This window comes from Silicimonas algicola, assembly GCF_003148765.1.
Lineage (GTDB): Bacteria > Pseudomonadota > Alphaproteobacteria > Rhodobacterales > Rhodobacteraceae > Silicimonas > Silicimonas algicola.
In genome coordinates this window covers 311465-325562 of sequence record NZ_QGGV01000001.1, presented here as the reverse complement: position 1 = coordinate 325562, position 14098 = coordinate 311465, and the positions used below count along the sequence as shown (strand labels likewise).

Annotated in this window: 16 protein-coding genes and 1 pseudogene; 7 read left to right on the top strand and 10 right to left on the bottom strand. The window is 65.3% G+C overall.

Translation table 11 applies throughout. From position 1 onward, the window contains the following. Positions 1–2: 2 nt before the first annotated feature. A complete protein-coding gene (locus tag C8D95_RS01610) occupies positions 3–707 on the top strand; it encodes a helix-turn-helix transcriptional regulator (protein WP_109757390.1) in 705 nt (234 codons plus the stop codon). Here the strand turns inward: C8D95_RS01610 and C8D95_RS01605 are convergent, their stop codons facing one another. The 9 genes from C8D95_RS01605 to coxB all read right to left on the bottom strand — a co-directional run bounded on the left by C8D95_RS01605 (position 708) and on the right by coxB (position 8163). Continuing rightward, the gene (locus C8D95_RS01605) at positions 708–1289 is read right to left on the bottom strand and encodes a GNAT family N-acetyltransferase (RefSeq protein WP_109757389.1); all 582 of its coding nucleotides are present in this window, start codon (positions 1287–1289) and stop codon (positions 708–710) included. It abuts the gene before it with no gap. Then, a complete protein-coding gene (locus tag C8D95_RS01600) occupies positions 1289–2551 on the bottom strand; it encodes a M16 family metallopeptidase (RefSeq protein WP_109757388.1) in 1263 nt (420 codons plus the stop codon). The genes C8D95_RS01605 and C8D95_RS01600 overlap by 1 nt, the downstream gene beginning before the upstream one ends. Continuing rightward, positions 2548–3939: a threonine synthase gene (thrC, locus tag C8D95_RS01595; protein WP_109757387.1), complete on the bottom strand. Its 1392-nt coding sequence runs from the start codon at positions 3937–3939 to the stop codon at positions 2548–2550. The genes C8D95_RS01600 and thrC overlap by 4 nt, the downstream gene beginning before the upstream one ends. Positions 3940–3948: 9 nt before the next feature. Further along, positions 3949–4626, bottom strand: a complete 678-nt coding sequence (locus C8D95_RS01590) for an SURF1 family protein (protein ID WP_109757386.1) — start codon at positions 4624–4626, stop codon at positions 3949–3951. Positions 4627–4720: 94 nt separating this feature from the next. Continuing rightward, positions 4721–5548, bottom strand: a complete 828-nt coding sequence (locus C8D95_RS01585) for a cytochrome c oxidase subunit 3 (protein ID WP_109757385.1) — start codon at positions 5546–5548, stop codon at positions 4721–4723. A gap of 22 nt (positions 5549–5570) precedes the next feature. Further along, complete coding sequence (locus tag C8D95_RS01580; protein ID WP_109757384.1) at positions 5571–6161, bottom strand: cytochrome c oxidase assembly protein; 591 nt, start codon at positions 6159–6161, stop codon at positions 5571–5573. Next, positions 6158–6343, bottom strand: coding sequence for a hypothetical protein (locus C8D95_RS01575; RefSeq protein ID WP_109757383.1), 186 nt, complete (start codon positions 6341–6343; stop codon positions 6158–6160). The genes C8D95_RS01580 and C8D95_RS01575 overlap by 4 nt, the downstream gene beginning before the upstream one ends. Beyond that, on the bottom strand, positions 6343–7266 hold the full coding sequence (gene cyoE / locus C8D95_RS01570) for a heme o synthase (RefSeq protein WP_109757382.1): 924 nt from the start codon (positions 7264–7266) through the stop codon (positions 6343–6345). Before cyoE ends, C8D95_RS01575 begins: the two co-directional genes overlap by 1 nt. A gap of 3 nt (positions 7267–7269) precedes the next feature. Further along, positions 7270–8163 carry a cytochrome c oxidase subunit II gene (gene coxB / locus C8D95_RS01565; protein WP_109757381.1) on the bottom strand — a complete coding sequence of 298 codons (894 nt, stop codon included), beginning with the start codon at positions 8161–8163 and terminating at the stop codon, positions 7270–7272. A 159-nt stretch (positions 8164–8322) separates the two neighbouring features. Here coxB and tldD point away from each other — a divergent pair, with 159 nt between their 5' ends. From tldD to C8D95_RS01540, 4 genes are all read left to right on the top strand, one after another. Then, entirely contained in the window at positions 8323–9750 is a 1428-nt protein-coding gene (gene tldD, locus C8D95_RS01560) for a metalloprotease TldD (RefSeq protein ID WP_109757931.1), read from the top strand. Positions 9751–9764: 14 nt separating this feature from the next. Next, on the top strand, positions 9765–10223 hold the full coding sequence (locus C8D95_RS01555; protein WP_126918480.1) for a hypothetical protein: 459 nt from the start codon (positions 9765–9767) through the stop codon (positions 10221–10223). A 299-nt stretch (positions 10224–10522) separates the two neighbouring features. Beyond that, positions 10523–10900, top strand: coding sequence for a hypothetical protein (locus tag C8D95_RS01545; protein ID WP_126918479.1), 378 nt, complete (start codon positions 10523–10525; stop codon positions 10898–10900). Between the two features lie 337 nt (positions 10901–11237). After that, entirely contained in the window at positions 11238–11453 is a 216-nt protein-coding gene (locus C8D95_RS01540) for a hypothetical protein (RefSeq protein WP_109757377.1), read from the top strand. Positions 11454–11620: 167 nt separating this feature from the next. Here C8D95_RS01540 and C8D95_RS21650 read toward each other — a convergent pair whose 3' ends face one another. Further along, complete coding sequence (locus C8D95_RS21650; protein WP_146202975.1) at positions 11621–12142, bottom strand: hypothetical protein; 522 nt, start codon at positions 12140–12142, stop codon at positions 11621–11623. A gap of 157 nt (positions 12143–12299) precedes the next feature. Between C8D95_RS21650 and C8D95_RS01535 the strand changes: the two genes are divergently transcribed. Both C8D95_RS01535 and dprA read left to right on the top strand, forming a co-directional pair. Then, positions 12300–12767 (top strand): GNAT family N-acetyltransferase, encoded by a 468-nt coding sequence (locus C8D95_RS01535; RefSeq protein WP_109757376.1) that lies wholly within the window; start codon positions 12300–12302, stop codon positions 12765–12767. 169 nt (positions 12768–12936) lie between these two features. Further along, positions 12937–14078, top strand: a pseudogene (dprA, locus tag C8D95_RS01530) (DNA-processing protein DprA). The last annotated feature ends 20 nt before the right edge of the window (positions 14079–14098 follow it).

Sequence of the window (14098 nt, the reverse complement as noted above, 5' to 3'; positions counted from 1 at the left end):
CGATGCGCCGAGCCGACCGTCTCTTCCGGATCGTCCAGCATCTGAGAGGCGGTCGGCTGACCACGGCGCGCGCGTTGGCCGAGAAGCTCGAGGTCAGCGAGCGCACCATCTATCGCGACATCGCCGACCTCGTGGGCTCCGGCGTTCCCGTCGAAGGCGAGGCGGGCGTGGGCTATGTCATGCGGGAAGGCTTCGACCTTCCGCCGCTGATGTTCACCCGCGAGGAAATCGTCGCCCTCGTCGCAGGCGCTCGACTGATGCAGGCCTGGGGCGGCACCGCGATGGCGCAGGCCGCCGAAGAGGCGTTGGTCAAGATCCAGTCCGTCCTCCCCGAAGACGCCCGGGCCCGCGCGCAGCAGGTTCAGGTCTATGCCTTCCAGATGCCCGTTCTCGATGACGCCACCCGCGCGCGGCTCGACGTGCTTCAGCGCGCCATCGAAGGAACGACGCGGCTCGACTGTGTCTACCGGACCGAGGACGGGACCGAGACGCGCCGCGTCCTGCGGCCGCTCGGCCTCTGGTTCTGGGGCAAGGTCTGGACGCTTGTCGCCTGGTGCGAGTTGCGCAACGATTTCCGCATGTTCCGTGCCGACCGGATCGACATCGCCCAAGCCCTCGACGGCTTCAGGGCCAGTCGCGGTCAAACGCTGCGGGATTTCTATGCCCGCCAGTGCTCCGCTGGCCACGAGCGGCCGACGACGCTCTGATCAGACGTCGACCCGTCCGCGCCGGTCGCCGCGCAGGTTCGCGTAAAGCACATGGTTGCGCCAGCGCCCGTTGATCTGAAGATAGCTTTGCGCGACGCCCTCGTACTTGTAGCCGCACCTCTCCAGCAGCCCGCGCGAGGCTGTGTTCTCGGGCAGGCAGGCGCTTTCGATCCGCGACAGGTCCATGACGGTGAAGGCATGATGGACCACCGCCGTCAGCGCCTCGCGCATGTAACCCTGCCGCGCATAGGGCTCGCCGATCCAGTAGCCGACCGTCCCGGCCTGCGCGGGGCCGCGACGAATGTTGTCCAGCGTGATCGCCCCAAGGACGCCGCCGTCCGTTCGCCGCACTAGGAACAGCGGCAGCGCCGTGCCCTGTGTGATCGAGCGATTGGCCCAGTAGACGCGGTTGATGAACCCCTTGCGGGTCAGGTGATCCGGCGACCACGACGGCTCCCAGACCTGAAGAAAGCGGGAGCTGTCCCGCCTCAGCCCCGACCACGAGCGATAATCCGAGTGCATCGGTGGCCGCAGGATCATCCGCTCGGTGTCGATCCGGACCTTGCCGCGAAGGCGCAGCATCAGGCGGCCAGGCGCTCCGTCAGGTCGCCGACATCGCGCGCCCCCTCGACGGGTCCATAAAGCGCCAGAGCGGCGCGGCGGCTGGTCGCCAACTCCTCGGCCATGCGCCGGGCCGCGGCCGTCGTGACCGCATCGATGCGCTCGACCGTCTCGGCTATGCTCGGCACCCGGTCCCAGATCGACAACTGCCGCGCCAGGCGCTCGGCACGGCTCGACGGGCTCTCAAGGCCCATAAGCAGCCCCGCCTTCAGTTGCGCCCGTGCCCGCGCGATTTCCGCTTCGCTCAGGTCGTCGGCCGAGCGGCGCAATTCTTCGACGGTCAGATCGACGAGATCGCCCAACTCCTCGCCCGACGTGCCGGCATAAATCGTCAGTAGTCCGCTGTCCGAATAGGCGCCCGTCTGCGCGAAGATGGAATAGCACAGACCGCGCTTCTCGCGCGCCTCCTGGAACAGGCGCGAGGACATGCCGCCGCCCATGGCGGTGGCGAAAATCTGCGCGGCATAGACGTCCGAATGACGGTATCCGGGACTGGCGAAGGCCATGGCCACATGCGCCTGCTCGAGCGTCTTCATCACCCGGTGCTCGCCGCCGCCGAAACGGCCCGGCTCGGTCGAGGACGCCGCGACCGGCTGCAGGTGACCGAAGCGCGCCTCGGCCAGCCGCACGATGGCGTCGTGGTCGACAGCGCCCGCACCCGCGACGATCAGGTTGCCCGGCGCATAGCGCTCGCGCACGAACCCCGACAGATCGTCCACACCGAACCCTGAGACGCGCTCGGTCGGCCCGAGGATCGGACGGCCGAGCGGCTGATCGGGAAACGCCGTCTCCTGCAACCAATCGAAGATGATGTCATCCGGCGTGTCGTTGGCCTGCCCGATCTCCTGAAGGATGACGTGCCGCTCCACCTCGATCTCGCGCGGGTCGAACTGAGGGTTCAGCACGATGTCGGACAGGACATCCAGCGCCAGCCCGGTGTCCTCGCCCAGCACCCGCGCGTAATAGGCCGTCATCTCGCGCGAGGTATAGGCGTTGATATAGCCACCCACGTCCTCGATGGCCTCGGCGATCTGAAGCGCGCTGCGCGTCGTCGTGCCCTTGAAGGCCATGTGCTCGAGGAAATGCGCGATGCCGTTCTGTTCCAGCCGCTCGTGGCGGCCGCCCGCCGCCACCCAGACCCCGATGGAGGCCGAGGCGAGGCTCGGCATGTACTCCGTCACGACGCGGACGCCATTCGGCAGGCGATGAAGCTCGACCGTCACTTTGCGCGCAACTCCCTGATGGCGGACTGGATTGCGGACAGGTCGTTGCCGACCCGCGCCATCCGTTCCGGTCGGTCATACAGATCGGCCATGCGGTTTGGAAGGGGCGGCCGAATTCCCGTGGCCGCCTCGACCGCATCGGGAAACTTCGCCGGATGCGCCGTCGCCAGAGCCACCATCGGCACGCTGAGATCGAGATGCGTGCGCGCCACGTCGATGCCCACGGCCGTGTGCGGACAGACCAGCTCGCCGCTCTCGGCCAGCGTGTTCGCGATCTCCTCGGCGGTCTCCTCCTCACCCACGCTGTCGGCGTCGAAGTGCGCCCGGATCTCTGCCAGAGCCCCCTCGGGCAACGAGAACCCGCCCGACTGCTTCAGTCCCGACATCAGCCGCGCCACGGCCGCCCCGTCGCGACCAAGCGCGTCGAACAGAAGCCGCTCGAAGTTGGACGACACCTGGATATCCATCGACGGGCTGATCGTCGGATGCACCTCGCCCGTTTCATAGCGGCCCTCGTTCACGGCGCTGCACAGGATATCGTTGCGGTTGGTGGCGATCACCAGCCGCTCGACCGGCAGACCCATCCGCTTGGCGATGAAGCCCGCGTAGATATCGCCGAAATTGCCGGTGGGAACCGAGAAACTCAGCTTCCGTGTCGCATCGCCGAGCGCCGCCCCGGCCCACCAGTAGTAGACGACCTGCGCCAGCACCCGCGCCCAGTTGATCGAGTTCACCGCCGCCAGCCGCACCTCGTCACGGAATCCGTGGTCGGCGAACATGTCCTTCAGGTGCCTCTGGCAATCGTCGAATGTTCCCTCGACCGCCAGGGCGTGGACGTTCGCCTCGTCCGGCGTCGTCATCTGGCGGCGCTGAACCTCGGACACCCGCCCATGCGGGTAAAGGATGCAGACGCCGACGTTGTCCAGACCCCGGAAGGCCTCGATGGCGGCCGAGCCGGTGTCGCCACTGGTGGCCCCCACGATCGTGATCCGCTCGCCCCGACGTGTCAGCACCGACTGGAACATCTGGCCGATGACCTGCATCGCGAAGTCCTTGAACGCCAGCGTCGGCCCGTGGAACAGCTCCATCAGCCACAGCCCCCGGTCGAGCTGCTTCAGGGGCGCGCGCGCCGCGTGGCCGAACTCGCCGTAAGCGCGCGCCACGATGTCCGACAGCTCGTCCTCGTCGAAGGTGTCGCCGACGAAGGGCCGCATCACCTCGACCGCAAGCGTCTCGTAGTCCATCGCATGCATCCGGGCGATGGTCTCGGGCGAAAGCACGGGCACCGTCTCGGGCACGTAGAGGCCGCCGTCGGGCGCAAGGCCGGTCAGCATCGTGTCCTCGAAGGACAGTGCCGGGGACTGACCCCGGGTCGAGACATAGCGCATGGGTCTTCCTCAATCCGTCCGGCGGTGGATACGCCACAGAAGGAACGCTGTCATCCCCGCCCAGACCAGGGCCAGCCCGAACCACTGGACCGCATAACCCAGATGATCGTTCGAAATGCCCGTCGTCGTCACGGGCAGCGGGGTGGCACGCGCGTCGGCTCCCGTCACGGTGCGCGCAACCACCAGCACCGGCTCGGTGCCGAGGGCGGCGGCGATCCCGTCGACGTTCCGCGCGTACCAGATGCCGGTCGCCTCTTCGGCGTCGGGCGTGAACCCGTCCGTTTCGGCCGGCCATTGCAGGTTGCCGGTGACCGTCATGGACGTGGCCGGTCGCTCGATCTCTGCCTCCGAGGTCCGTATGAAACCCTCGTCCACGAGGATGCGCCGTCCGCCGTCCGTCTCGAAGGCCGAGAGCAGGCGGAAGCCCGGTCCGGTCTCCGGCGTCGAGGTGACGACATAGACCTCATCGCCCGTGGTGCGGCCCTTGGTCCGAACCGGCAGAAAGCGGTCGGCCTCCCGGTCCGGCACCTCGGGCAAGGCCACGGCGGGCGCGTCGATGCGCCCCTCGATCTCCGCGATCAGGCCTTCCTTCCACTCCAGCCGCCGCAACTGCCAGAACCCCAGCGACATGAGGATGGCGAAGCCCACGACGCCGAAGACCAGCGGCACGAGTATCCGACGCATCATCCTGGCCTCCTCTCGGTCATCCGTTCCTCGCTATCGACGCAAAAGGCGCGGGAGTGTCCCCGCGCCTTTGCAATGCCTTGTCGCAGGGTTCGGCTTACGCTCCGCCCCAGATGTAGACGGCTGCGAAGAGGAACAGCCAGACCACGTCGACGAAGTGCCAGTACCAGGCCGCCGCCTCGAAGCCGACGTGCTTCTCCGGCGTGAAGTGACCGGCGCGCAGGCGCAGGTAGCACACGAAGAGGAAAATGGTCCCGATGATGACGTGGAAGCCGTGGAAGCCCGTCGCCATGAAGAAGGTCGCGCCGTAGATGTTGCCCGAGAACCCGAAGGCCGCGTGGCTGTACTCATAGGCCTGGAAGACCGTGAAGATCAGGCCGAGGAGAACGGCGACGATCAGGCCGGTCGCCGTGTCCTTGCGGTTGTTCTCGTGCGCCAGCGCGTGGTGCGCCCAGGTGCAGGCGGCCCCCGAACAGAGCAGGATCAGCGTGTTGATCAGCGGCAGGTGCCAGGGATCGAAGGTCTCGATCCCGACAGGCGGCCAGACGCCGTCGACGATCGGGCTCATGCCGTCCGGGTCCATCGGGTAGATCGCGTTCTTGAAGAACGCCCAGAACCAGGCCGAGAAGAACATGACCTCGGACATGATGAACATGATGAAGCCGTAGCGCAGCCCAAGGCGGACGACGGGCGTATGGTCGCCCACGTTCGACTCGTGAACCACCTCGGACCACCAGGCATACATGACGTAGAGGACGCCGACTGTGCCGACGATGAAGACGTAGGGCTGCTTGATGCTTTCCGGTGTCCTTTCGCCGAAGGCCAGGACGAAACCGAGCAGCATCGTGAAACCGCTGAGCGCGCCCGCGAAGGGCCAGATCGAGGGCGGCAGGATGTGATAGTCGTGGTTCTTTTCATGCGCCATGTCGGTCGTTTCCTCGGGCGTTCTAGTTGAGGTCGGTCGTGCCGTCGTCCGTCACCAGCGCTGCCTGCTCGGGCACATAGCCTTCGGGCAGGTCGGTCTCGTGAAAGGTGTAGGACAGCGTGATGGTTCGGACATGCCGTGCATCGGGATCGTCGACGATCTCGGGCTCGACGAAGAAGCTGACGGGCATCTGCACGCGCTCGCCGGGCATCAGGATCTGCTCCTCGAAGCAGAAGCACGCGATCTTCGAGAAATAGGCCCCCGCCGAGAACGGCGCGACGTTGTAGCTGGCCGTGCCTGCAATCGGACGGTCGGTCGGGTTGTATGCCTCGTAGAAGGCCAGGCCCTCCTCGCCGATCTTCAGCGTCATCTGGCGCTGCGCGGGCTTGAACTCCCACGGAAAGCCGCGATCCTGCGAGGCGTCGAAGCGGACGGTGATGTCCTGATCTAGCGCGGTCTCGGGTGCCGCCTCGGCGACATCGGTGGCGCCGCCCCAGCCGGTGACCTGGCAGAACAGCCGATAGGCCGGGACAGACGCCCAGGCCAGCGATCCCATCAGGACCACGACGCCGGCGAGGCGCAGCACGGTCTTCCGATTGCGATCCACGCTCATTGCGTCGGAGCCTCCATCTCGGGACGGACCTGATGATCGAAACCCTGCATCGGGTCGCCGCGCGTGACCTTGACGACGGTCAGCCCGAAGACCAGCGCCACCAGCGCCACGAGAGTCAGGCCGACGCCCAGGTTCCGGCTGAAGCGCCGTCGGTGAAGCTCGTGTGTCGCTTTCAGCGCCATCACATGATCCCCCGCAGCGCCGCATCGGCGAGAAGCGCGCCGAAGTGCAGGAAAAGGTAGGCCAGCGAAAGCTTGAAGAAACGCTTCTCGGTGCCGTAGCTGTCCGCCTCGGCCGCGGGCTCACCGCGCCCCGCAATGTCGAGAGCGCCTTTGACGAACATCACGTTCAGCAGCACGGCGGCCGCCAGCGTGACCGGCCCGCCGACCGAACTGAACGCGAGGCCAAAGGCCACGGGCGCAAGAAGCACCGTGTAGACAAGGACGTATTTCCGCGTCACGCGGCGCCCATGCGTCACGGTCAGCATCGGCACGCCGGCGTCGTCGTAGTCGGACCGCATGAACAGCGCCAGCGCCCAGAAGTGCGGCGGCGTCCACATGAAGATCAGCGCGAACATCAGCACGCTCTCGACCGACACGCCCCCCGTCGCGGCCGCCCAGCCGATCATCGGAGGGAAGGCCCCGGCGGCGCCGCCGATGACGATGTTCTGCGGCGTCGAGCGCTTGAGCCACATGGTGTAGACGACGGCGTAGAAGAAGATCGTGAACGCCAGAAGGCCCGCGGCGACCAGGTTCGTCGCCAGCGCCAGCATGACCACCGACAGGCCCGACAGGGCCACGCCGATCGCCAGCGCCTCGCCCGGCTCGACCCGTCCGCTCGGGATCGGACGCCGTCGCGTGCGCCGCATGACCCCGTCGATGTCGGCGTCGTACCACATGTTCAGCGCGCCCGAGGCCCCGGCGCCAAGCGCGATGAACAGGATCGCCGCGAAGGCCTCTACCGGGTGCAGCGACACCGGCGCGACCAGAAGCCCGACCAGCGCAGTGAAGACCACGAGCGACATCACCCGTGGCTTCAGTAGCGCGACATAGTCCCCGAAGGTCGGTTCGTACTCGCGTGTGGCGTTGATCGAGGCGTCTGTCATGGCTTACTGGTTCGCCGCCACCTGAAGCGCGCCCGGATCGACGTAGTCGCCCACTTCCTTCACGGCCGCGAGCCAGGCGTCATAGTCAGCCTGCGACACGGCCTTCACCGTGATCGGCATGTAGGCGTGGCTCAGGCCGCAAAGCTCCGAGCACTGGCCGAAGTAGATGCCTTCCATCCCCTCCGAGACCTCGAACCACAGTTGCGCCAGTCGACCCGGCACGCCGTCCTGCTTCACGCCGAAGGCCGGCATCGCCCAGGAGTGGATGACGTCGTCCGCCGTCACCTGCACGACCACCACCTTGCCGGTCGGAACGACGAGCGCGGTGTCGGTCGCCAGCAGGAACTGCTGGTCCGTGTACCCTGCGGCGGCAAGCTGCTCGGACACTTCGGGGGTCAGGTAGTTGCCCGCGTCGGAGCCAATCATGAACATGTCATAGCCGATGCCCTCGTCGGGATATTCGTGCGTCCAGTACCACTGGTGGCCCGTCGCCTTCACCAGCACCTCGGCCTCCGGGATCTCCTGCTGATTGAACAGCGCCGGCAGCGAGAAGGCCCCGATGAAGACCAGGATGACGATCGGGATCACCGTCCAGGCGACCTCGACCGGAGTGTTGTGGGTGAAGGTCGACGGCGTCGCGTTCCGCCGGCTGTTGTAGCGCAGGATGACGATCGCCAGCAGCGCCACCACGAACAGCGTGATCGCCGTGATGATGATCAGGACCATCCCGTCCAGCCAATGCAGGTCGCGTGCGATCCCGGTCGCGGCGGGCTGGAACCCAATGGCGCCATACTCGGGCTGACCGATGATCCGAAGGGGCTGGGCCGCGTCCTGCGCAGCCGCGGCGCCGCCCGCGAACGTCGCGGCGAGGCCAATGAGAAGGGTCTTGAGACGCATGTGTCTTTCAATCCTGTTCGCGATGGCGTTCGGGCCGGACGGACGTGGTCCCCGGCCCTGTTGTTCTCTGGCGGGACAGAAACCATATTAGGCCCTCAGGAACAAGGCGTGTGATTGCGGCATTCAGCCGCTTTGCCGCCGCCGCAGACGGAGAAGACCTTGGCCGAGACCTCATCCTTCCGCCCCTTCGAGACGCTCCTCGACGAGGCCCGAGCCCTGTCACTTCTGCGCGAGGCGGTCGCCGGCGCGGACGACGGCGAGCTCTTCCTCGAACGCAAGCGGTCCGAGGTCCTGTCCTTCGACGACGGCCGCGTGCGCAACGCCAGCTACAACGCCTCCGAGGGCTTCGGCCTCCGTGCAGTGCGGGGCGAGACGGCAGGTTACGCCCACTCCACCGAGATCAGCGAAAGCGCGCTGCGGCGCGCCGTCGAGACCGCGCGCCTCGCCGTCGGCGATGGCGGCGGGACGCTCGCCGAAGCGCCGCGTGCGACCAATCTCCGCCTCTACGGCGATGCCGACCCGATGGCCGACGCGGGCTTCCCGGTGAAGATCGACACCCTGCGCGAGATCGACGCCTTCGCCCGCGCGCTCGATTCGCGCGTGGTGCAGGTCTCGGCCTCGCTCGGCGCCTCGATCCAGGAGGTCGTGATCCTCCGGCCCGAGGGTCACGCCGTCTCGGACACCCGCCCCATGACGCGGCTCAACGTCAGCGTTATCGTGGAAGAGAACGGCCGCCGCGAATCCGGCTCGTCCGGCTCGGGCGGGCGCTATGGCCTGACAGCCCTCATCGACCCGGCGCACTGGCAGGGTGCCGCGCGCGAGGCGCTGCGGATCGCGCTCGTCAACCTCGAAGCCGTCCCCGCCCCCGCCGGCGTCATGGACGTGGCGCTCGGCCCCGGCTGGCCCGGCATCCTCCTGCATGAAGCCATCGGCCACGGTCTTGAGGGCGACTTCAACCGCAAGAAATCCTCGGCCTTCGCCGGCCTTCTCGGCCAGCAGATCGCCTCGAAAGGCGTCACCGTCCTCGACGACGGCACCATCCCCGACCGCCGCGGCTCGATCACTGTCGACGACGAGGGCACGCCCGGCGCGAAGAACGTGCTGATCGAGGACGGAGTCCTCGTCGGCTACATGCAGGACCGCCAGAACGCGCGCCTCATGGGCGTCGCCCCCACAGGCAACGGCCGCCGCGAAAGCTTCGCCCACACGCCCATGCCCCGCATGACCAACACCTACATGCTGGCTGGCGAGGCAAACCCCGAGGACATCGTGGCCGATGTGAAGGACGGTATCTACGCCGTGGGCTTCGGCGGCGGGCAGGTCGACATCACCAACGGCAAGTTCGTCTTCTCCTGCACCGAGGCCTACCGCGTGAAGGACGGCAAGGTCGGCGCTCCCGTGAAGGGCGCAACCCTGATCGGCGACGGGGCGACCGCGCTGAGGAAGATCCGAGCCGTCGGCAACGACCTCAAGCTCGACCCCGGCGTCGGCAACTGCGGCAAGGCTGGTCAATGGGTGCCCGTGGGCGTCGGCCAGCCGACGCTTTTGATCGGCGGGCTGACGGTCGGAGGTTCGGCGGCGGGATGAAAACGGGAGTCTTCTTGGGTCCGGCATTCCCCAGACATGGCGATCGTCTCCTGGCGTCCGCCGTCACGGGTCTGGGAGTCCCGGCGCTGGCATGGCTGGCCCTCCAGGTGTTCCCGCAAGGCTGCGACCTCCGGGGAGATCCCGAGGTCTACCGCTGGACCTGTCTCCTTCCGGGCCTTCTCATCATGGTTCCCTTGGTCGTCGCCGTTATCCTGCCGCTCGTGATGATCCTGAACCGCAGGCTGGCCCGCCCGTTTCCCGACGGGTGGCTTCCCGCAAGCGTCGCCTTTGGTGTCCTGACGCAACTCGTCCTCACGCTCGGCTTCGCCCTGACTCTCGGCCCGGCCTATCGCGGGGCCTTCCTGTCCGAGGTGCTGACCATCCCGCAGCCCTTCGTCGCGGGTTTTCTGTCCGCGGCGGTATACTCGTTCGCGCTTCACCTGCGCAGACGTTCGTCTCCAGTCATCGACTAGACCCGCCCGCTCTTGACCTGCACCTCACACAGGCGAAACCTGTCCCGATGCTGGCCATCCCTTCCCGTCGACCTCGCGCCCTTTGCCGCCCTCAGAGAGGCCGGCTGGGAAGCAGCGCGCGACGGCCATGTCCCCGCCGCACTCATCCCTGACAGCAAGACCTTGGTCCGCGTGCCAGACCTCTTCATCCGGGCGAACGCCACGCGTGTCCGCTGATCTTGCGCCTTGTTTGCAAGACGTCGCAGGAAAGGGACGCCGAGCCCTTTTCGCGCCTGTCGGCTCCGTCAGCATGGCAGCCCTTGTGGCTCCCGGGCAGCGCTGCGCCTGCGGCGAATGTCGGCTTTGAGCCCATTTTAACAAATGATGCGCCATGCAAGAATGGCGGTTACTATGACCGCAAAACCCATGAGGTCACAATGATGGATGAGAATGCTAAGCAGTATATAGAAATGGAGTTCGTAAATTATTCTTGGGAAAAAGTATTGGAGATCATTGTCGATCAACAGGCCTCTCCCGTCGGTCACAGATTTTTTGAGGGAGACCTGGTGATGCTAGCCAAGACGGATAATCATGGCGGCATCGAAATTGACCTTACCTTCGAGCTTTTGGCGCAGCGAACCACGATTTCGGATCTCATCGATTTTCTCTCTTCACGGCATAGTATCAAATACAATTGATGCTGTTCCGTATTCGCGCATTGGTAGAAAAAATCGGCGTCTAGGGCGATCTTTAATTCAGGGCTTGGGAGGTTTGGGAATTCAAGCAACCGATGACCGCTTCGTCGCTGAGCGAACCCTTCATGGTCTCAGGAGCTTCGCCCATGCAGCGAACGTCGGCTTCGAGCCCCTCTTTGACCGACGCTGCACCACTCACGAACGACCGCTTGCCTGGCCGGCACAATCACCCAGATCATTTTCCAAGTTTTTGGCGATCTTATTTGCGCCTGTTGACTTTGTGTTCCAAAATTGTACTAGGTTCAGAGCTTTCAGATTGACTGCAGGGTTTCTCCGCAAAATGAGCATCTTCGGTTTATATGATGAGGTGGAGCTTTCTACTGACTTCGAGGAAGCTTGCTCCGGTCAGCGTGGCAGAATTATTCACACATTTGATCGCACAGATATGGTCGTGGTTGTAGAATTCTGGAATTCGGAAAAAATTCTTGACGTCCCTATTAACTATCTTCGTATAATCAAGAAGGCGTCCAAGGACGAGGGTGACTTAGATGGTTGAAAGCTCTGGCAGCAAGTAAGGCCCAAGGGCAATGATGTGACCAGCGAAAATTAAACGGAAGACCGCTGAAGGTCAGCTCTGTCCGCATAGCAGACCTTGTGGCCTCTCAGCAACGCCGCACCCGCAGCGAAGGGCGGCTTTGAGGCCAAAAGTGTCTGAAGCTCTGTTCAAGCCCCGTCCTTCGGGAGAAGTAATCTATCGTTAAATGAAATCCAAGCTTTCTTGCCGTAGGAGCAGACAAATATGTGAAGTATCCAACTGTGTGCAACTAACCTTAGTTCGATTGATCTGGCACCCCATTTGTTTTCCTTGAAGGATATCGCTTCGATCTTTTCGGGTCCGATATGGAGACCAATAGGGTCAACTTTTATGCCCTCTTCACTGATTTCAAGTCTCTCGAATCTCAGTGCTGATGAGAGGGAAGCCCAGACAGCCCAAGGGCTTAAGAGCATTGCCAGAGACGTTTTCAGATCGCTCGGCTCTCCCAGCGCAAACACTTTGAGCGCAGCAAGCACGAACCAGAGCGCGGTGACAAGGCCAAATACTGCCAGAACCACCCTAACTCTCTGCCGATATTGGTAGGTCCCTGAGTATGCTTGCAGGAAATCTCTTGGGTTGATGACAGCCTTCGGTGTAGGAGCCACTTTTTGCTCTTTCAGCGGATGGAAGATCGATCTTTGCCAGCCCATTGCGGCTAAACTGTGAAAGGGAGCTTTGTCCGCAGAGGGGACCTTGGCGCGAGCACGCCCCACACTCCCGAAGTGGCATACGATATTCGGACGCCTCCTCTTCTCTCCTCCACGCTCTACCGCTTGACCCCGCAAACGCGTCGTCCAAACTCTCCACATGCTGGCCATCCGCCCCGCCCTTCCCGTCGACCTCGCGCCCCTCGCCGCTCTCTGGGAGGCCGGCTGGCACGAGGCGCACGACGGCCATGTCCCGGAGGCGCTTGCCCGGCTGCGCACGACGACGAGCTTTCGCAAGCGCATCGCGGCGCTGAAGGACGATCTCCGCACAGCCGGACCCAAGGGTGACCCGCGCGGCTTCTGCGCCATCCGGGGCGACGAGATCTACCAACTCTACGTCTCGCCCGATGCGCGCGGCACCGGGCTTGCCCGCCGCCTTCTTGCGGACGGCGAGACCCGGCTGGCGGAAAACGGCGTGACGCGCGCCTTCCTCCTCTGCGCCCCGGGCAACCTGGGCGGCGTCCGCTTCTATGAGCGTGCCGGGTGGGAGAGCATGGGCACAAGCCCCGAGACCGTCGACGGCGTCACCTTCGATCTCGTGCGATTCGAGAAGACGCTCACCTCCTGAGACCGGCACTGGAGCTCCAGAGAGGCACCGACGCAATACCGACGCGATACCGATCCTGCCTCGGCCTCGTTCGACCTCCCCAGAAATGGCGAGGGCGGAAAAATTCAACATTAATACGCTGTTAACCGACTCGCACCATAACGATCCTCAGCAAGACGGCGGAGACAGGATGGCCAAGGATTTATCCCCTTCCACCCACCCTCTCACCCCACCCCTCACTGAGGAAGTGTGGCTAGACTGGCTCCGTCTCTTGCGATCACGCCGCGTCGGCGTGACCACCTTCTTCCGCCTCATGGACGAACACGGCAGCGCCGCCCGGGCGCTCGAGGTCCTGCCCTCGGTCGCCGCCACGGCGGGAGTGCCCGACTACCGCCCCTGCGATATGAAGGCGGTCCGCGCCGAATGGCAGGCCGCCCTCCAGGCCGGCGCCACGCCGATCGCCTTCGGCAGCGACGCCTATCCCGCCCTCCTCGGCGAAATCCCCGATCCGCCGCCGATCCTGTGGTGCATCGGGGATCCCTCCCTTCTCCAGCGTCCCATGATCGCCCTCGTCGGCGCGCGCAACGCCTCGTCCGTCGGCACCCGCATGGCGCGCAGGCTCGCCACTGACCTCGGCGCGGCCGGACACGTCGTCGTTTCGGGCCTCGCCCGCGGGATCGACACCGCCGCCCACCTCGCCGCGCTTGACACCGGGACCGTCGCCGTCATGGCGGGCGGCGTCGACGTCGTCTACCCGGCCGAGAACGCCGTTCTGGGGCAGGAAATCCAGGACAAGGGCCTCAGGATCAGCGAAAGCCCGATGTCCCTCGTCGCCCAGGCCCGCCACTTTCCGCGCCGCAACCGCATCGTCTCGGGCCTCGCCCGCGCGGTCATCGTGGTCGAAGCGGCAGCCAAGTCCGGCAGCCTCATCACCGCCGCACCGCGCTCGACCAGGGCCGCGACGTCTTCGCGGTCCCCGGCCACCCCTTCGACCCCCGCGCCTCGGGCTGCAACATGCTGATCCGCGACGGGGCGACGCTGGTGCGCTCGGCGAAGGACGTGCTCGACGCGCTCGAAATCGCCTCCGACACTGGCTTCGAGACCTCCGAAACGCTAGCCGTCCCTTCACCTCGACCTGCCACCGTGACGCGCGAAACGCTCGACCTCCACCAGCGAATCCTCGACCGCCTCGGCCCCAGTCCGGTCGCCGAGGACCAGCTCATCCGCGACCTCAAGGCCCCCGCCCGAAGCGTCTCGCCCGAGATCGTGACGCTCGAACTCGAAGGTCGCGTCCGCCGCGAGCCCGGCGGTCTCCTCGTCCGCGTCTCGTAGAGACGCGCGCGGCAGGGCCC

Bases quoted from the DNA above. Each gene is read 5' to 3' on its own strand.
- cyoE (WP_109757382.1), bottom strand. From the start codon at position 7,266: ATGACAGACGCCTCGATCAACGCCACACGCGAGTACGAACCGACCTTC.
- C8D95_RS01605 (WP_109757389.1), bottom strand. From the start codon at position 1,289: ATGCTGCGCCTTCGCGGCAAGGTCCGGATCGACACCGAGCGGATGATC.
- C8D95_RS01610 (WP_109757390.1), top strand. From the start codon at position 3: ATGCGCCGAGCCGACCGTCTCTTCCGGATCGTCCAGCATCTGAGAGGC.
- C8D95_RS01585 (WP_109757385.1), bottom strand. From the start codon at position 5,548: ATGGCGCATGAAAAGAACCACGACTATCACATCCTGCCGCCCTCGATC.
- C8D95_RS21650 (WP_146202975.1), bottom strand. From the start codon at position 12,142: ATGGGCTGGCAAAGATCGATCTTCCATCCGCTGAAAGAGCAAAAAGTG.
- C8D95_RS01540 (WP_109757377.1), top strand. From the start codon at position 11,238: ATGAGCATCTTCGGTTTATATGATGAGGTGGAGCTTTCTACTGACTTC.
- C8D95_RS01535 (WP_109757376.1), top strand. From the start codon at position 12,300: ATGCTGGCCATCCGCCCCGCCCTTCCCGTCGACCTCGCGCCCCTCGCC.
- thrC (WP_109757387.1), bottom strand. From the start codon at position 3,939: ATGCGCTATGTCTCGACCCGGGGTCAGTCCCCGGCACTGTCCTTCGAG.
- C8D95_RS01575 (WP_109757383.1), bottom strand. From the start codon at position 6,343: ATGGCGCTGAAAGCGACACACGAGCTTCACCGACGGCGCTTCAGCCGG.
- C8D95_RS01580 (WP_109757384.1), bottom strand. From the start codon at position 6,161: ATGAGCGTGGATCGCAATCGGAAGACCGTGCTGCGCCTCGCCGGCGTC.
- coxB (WP_109757381.1), bottom strand. From the start codon at position 8,163: ATGCGTCTCAAGACCCTTCTCATTGGCCTCGCCGCGACGTTCGCGGGC.
- C8D95_RS01590 (WP_109757386.1), bottom strand. From the start codon at position 4,626: ATGATGCGTCGGATACTCGTGCCGCTGGTCTTCGGCGTCGTGGGCTTC.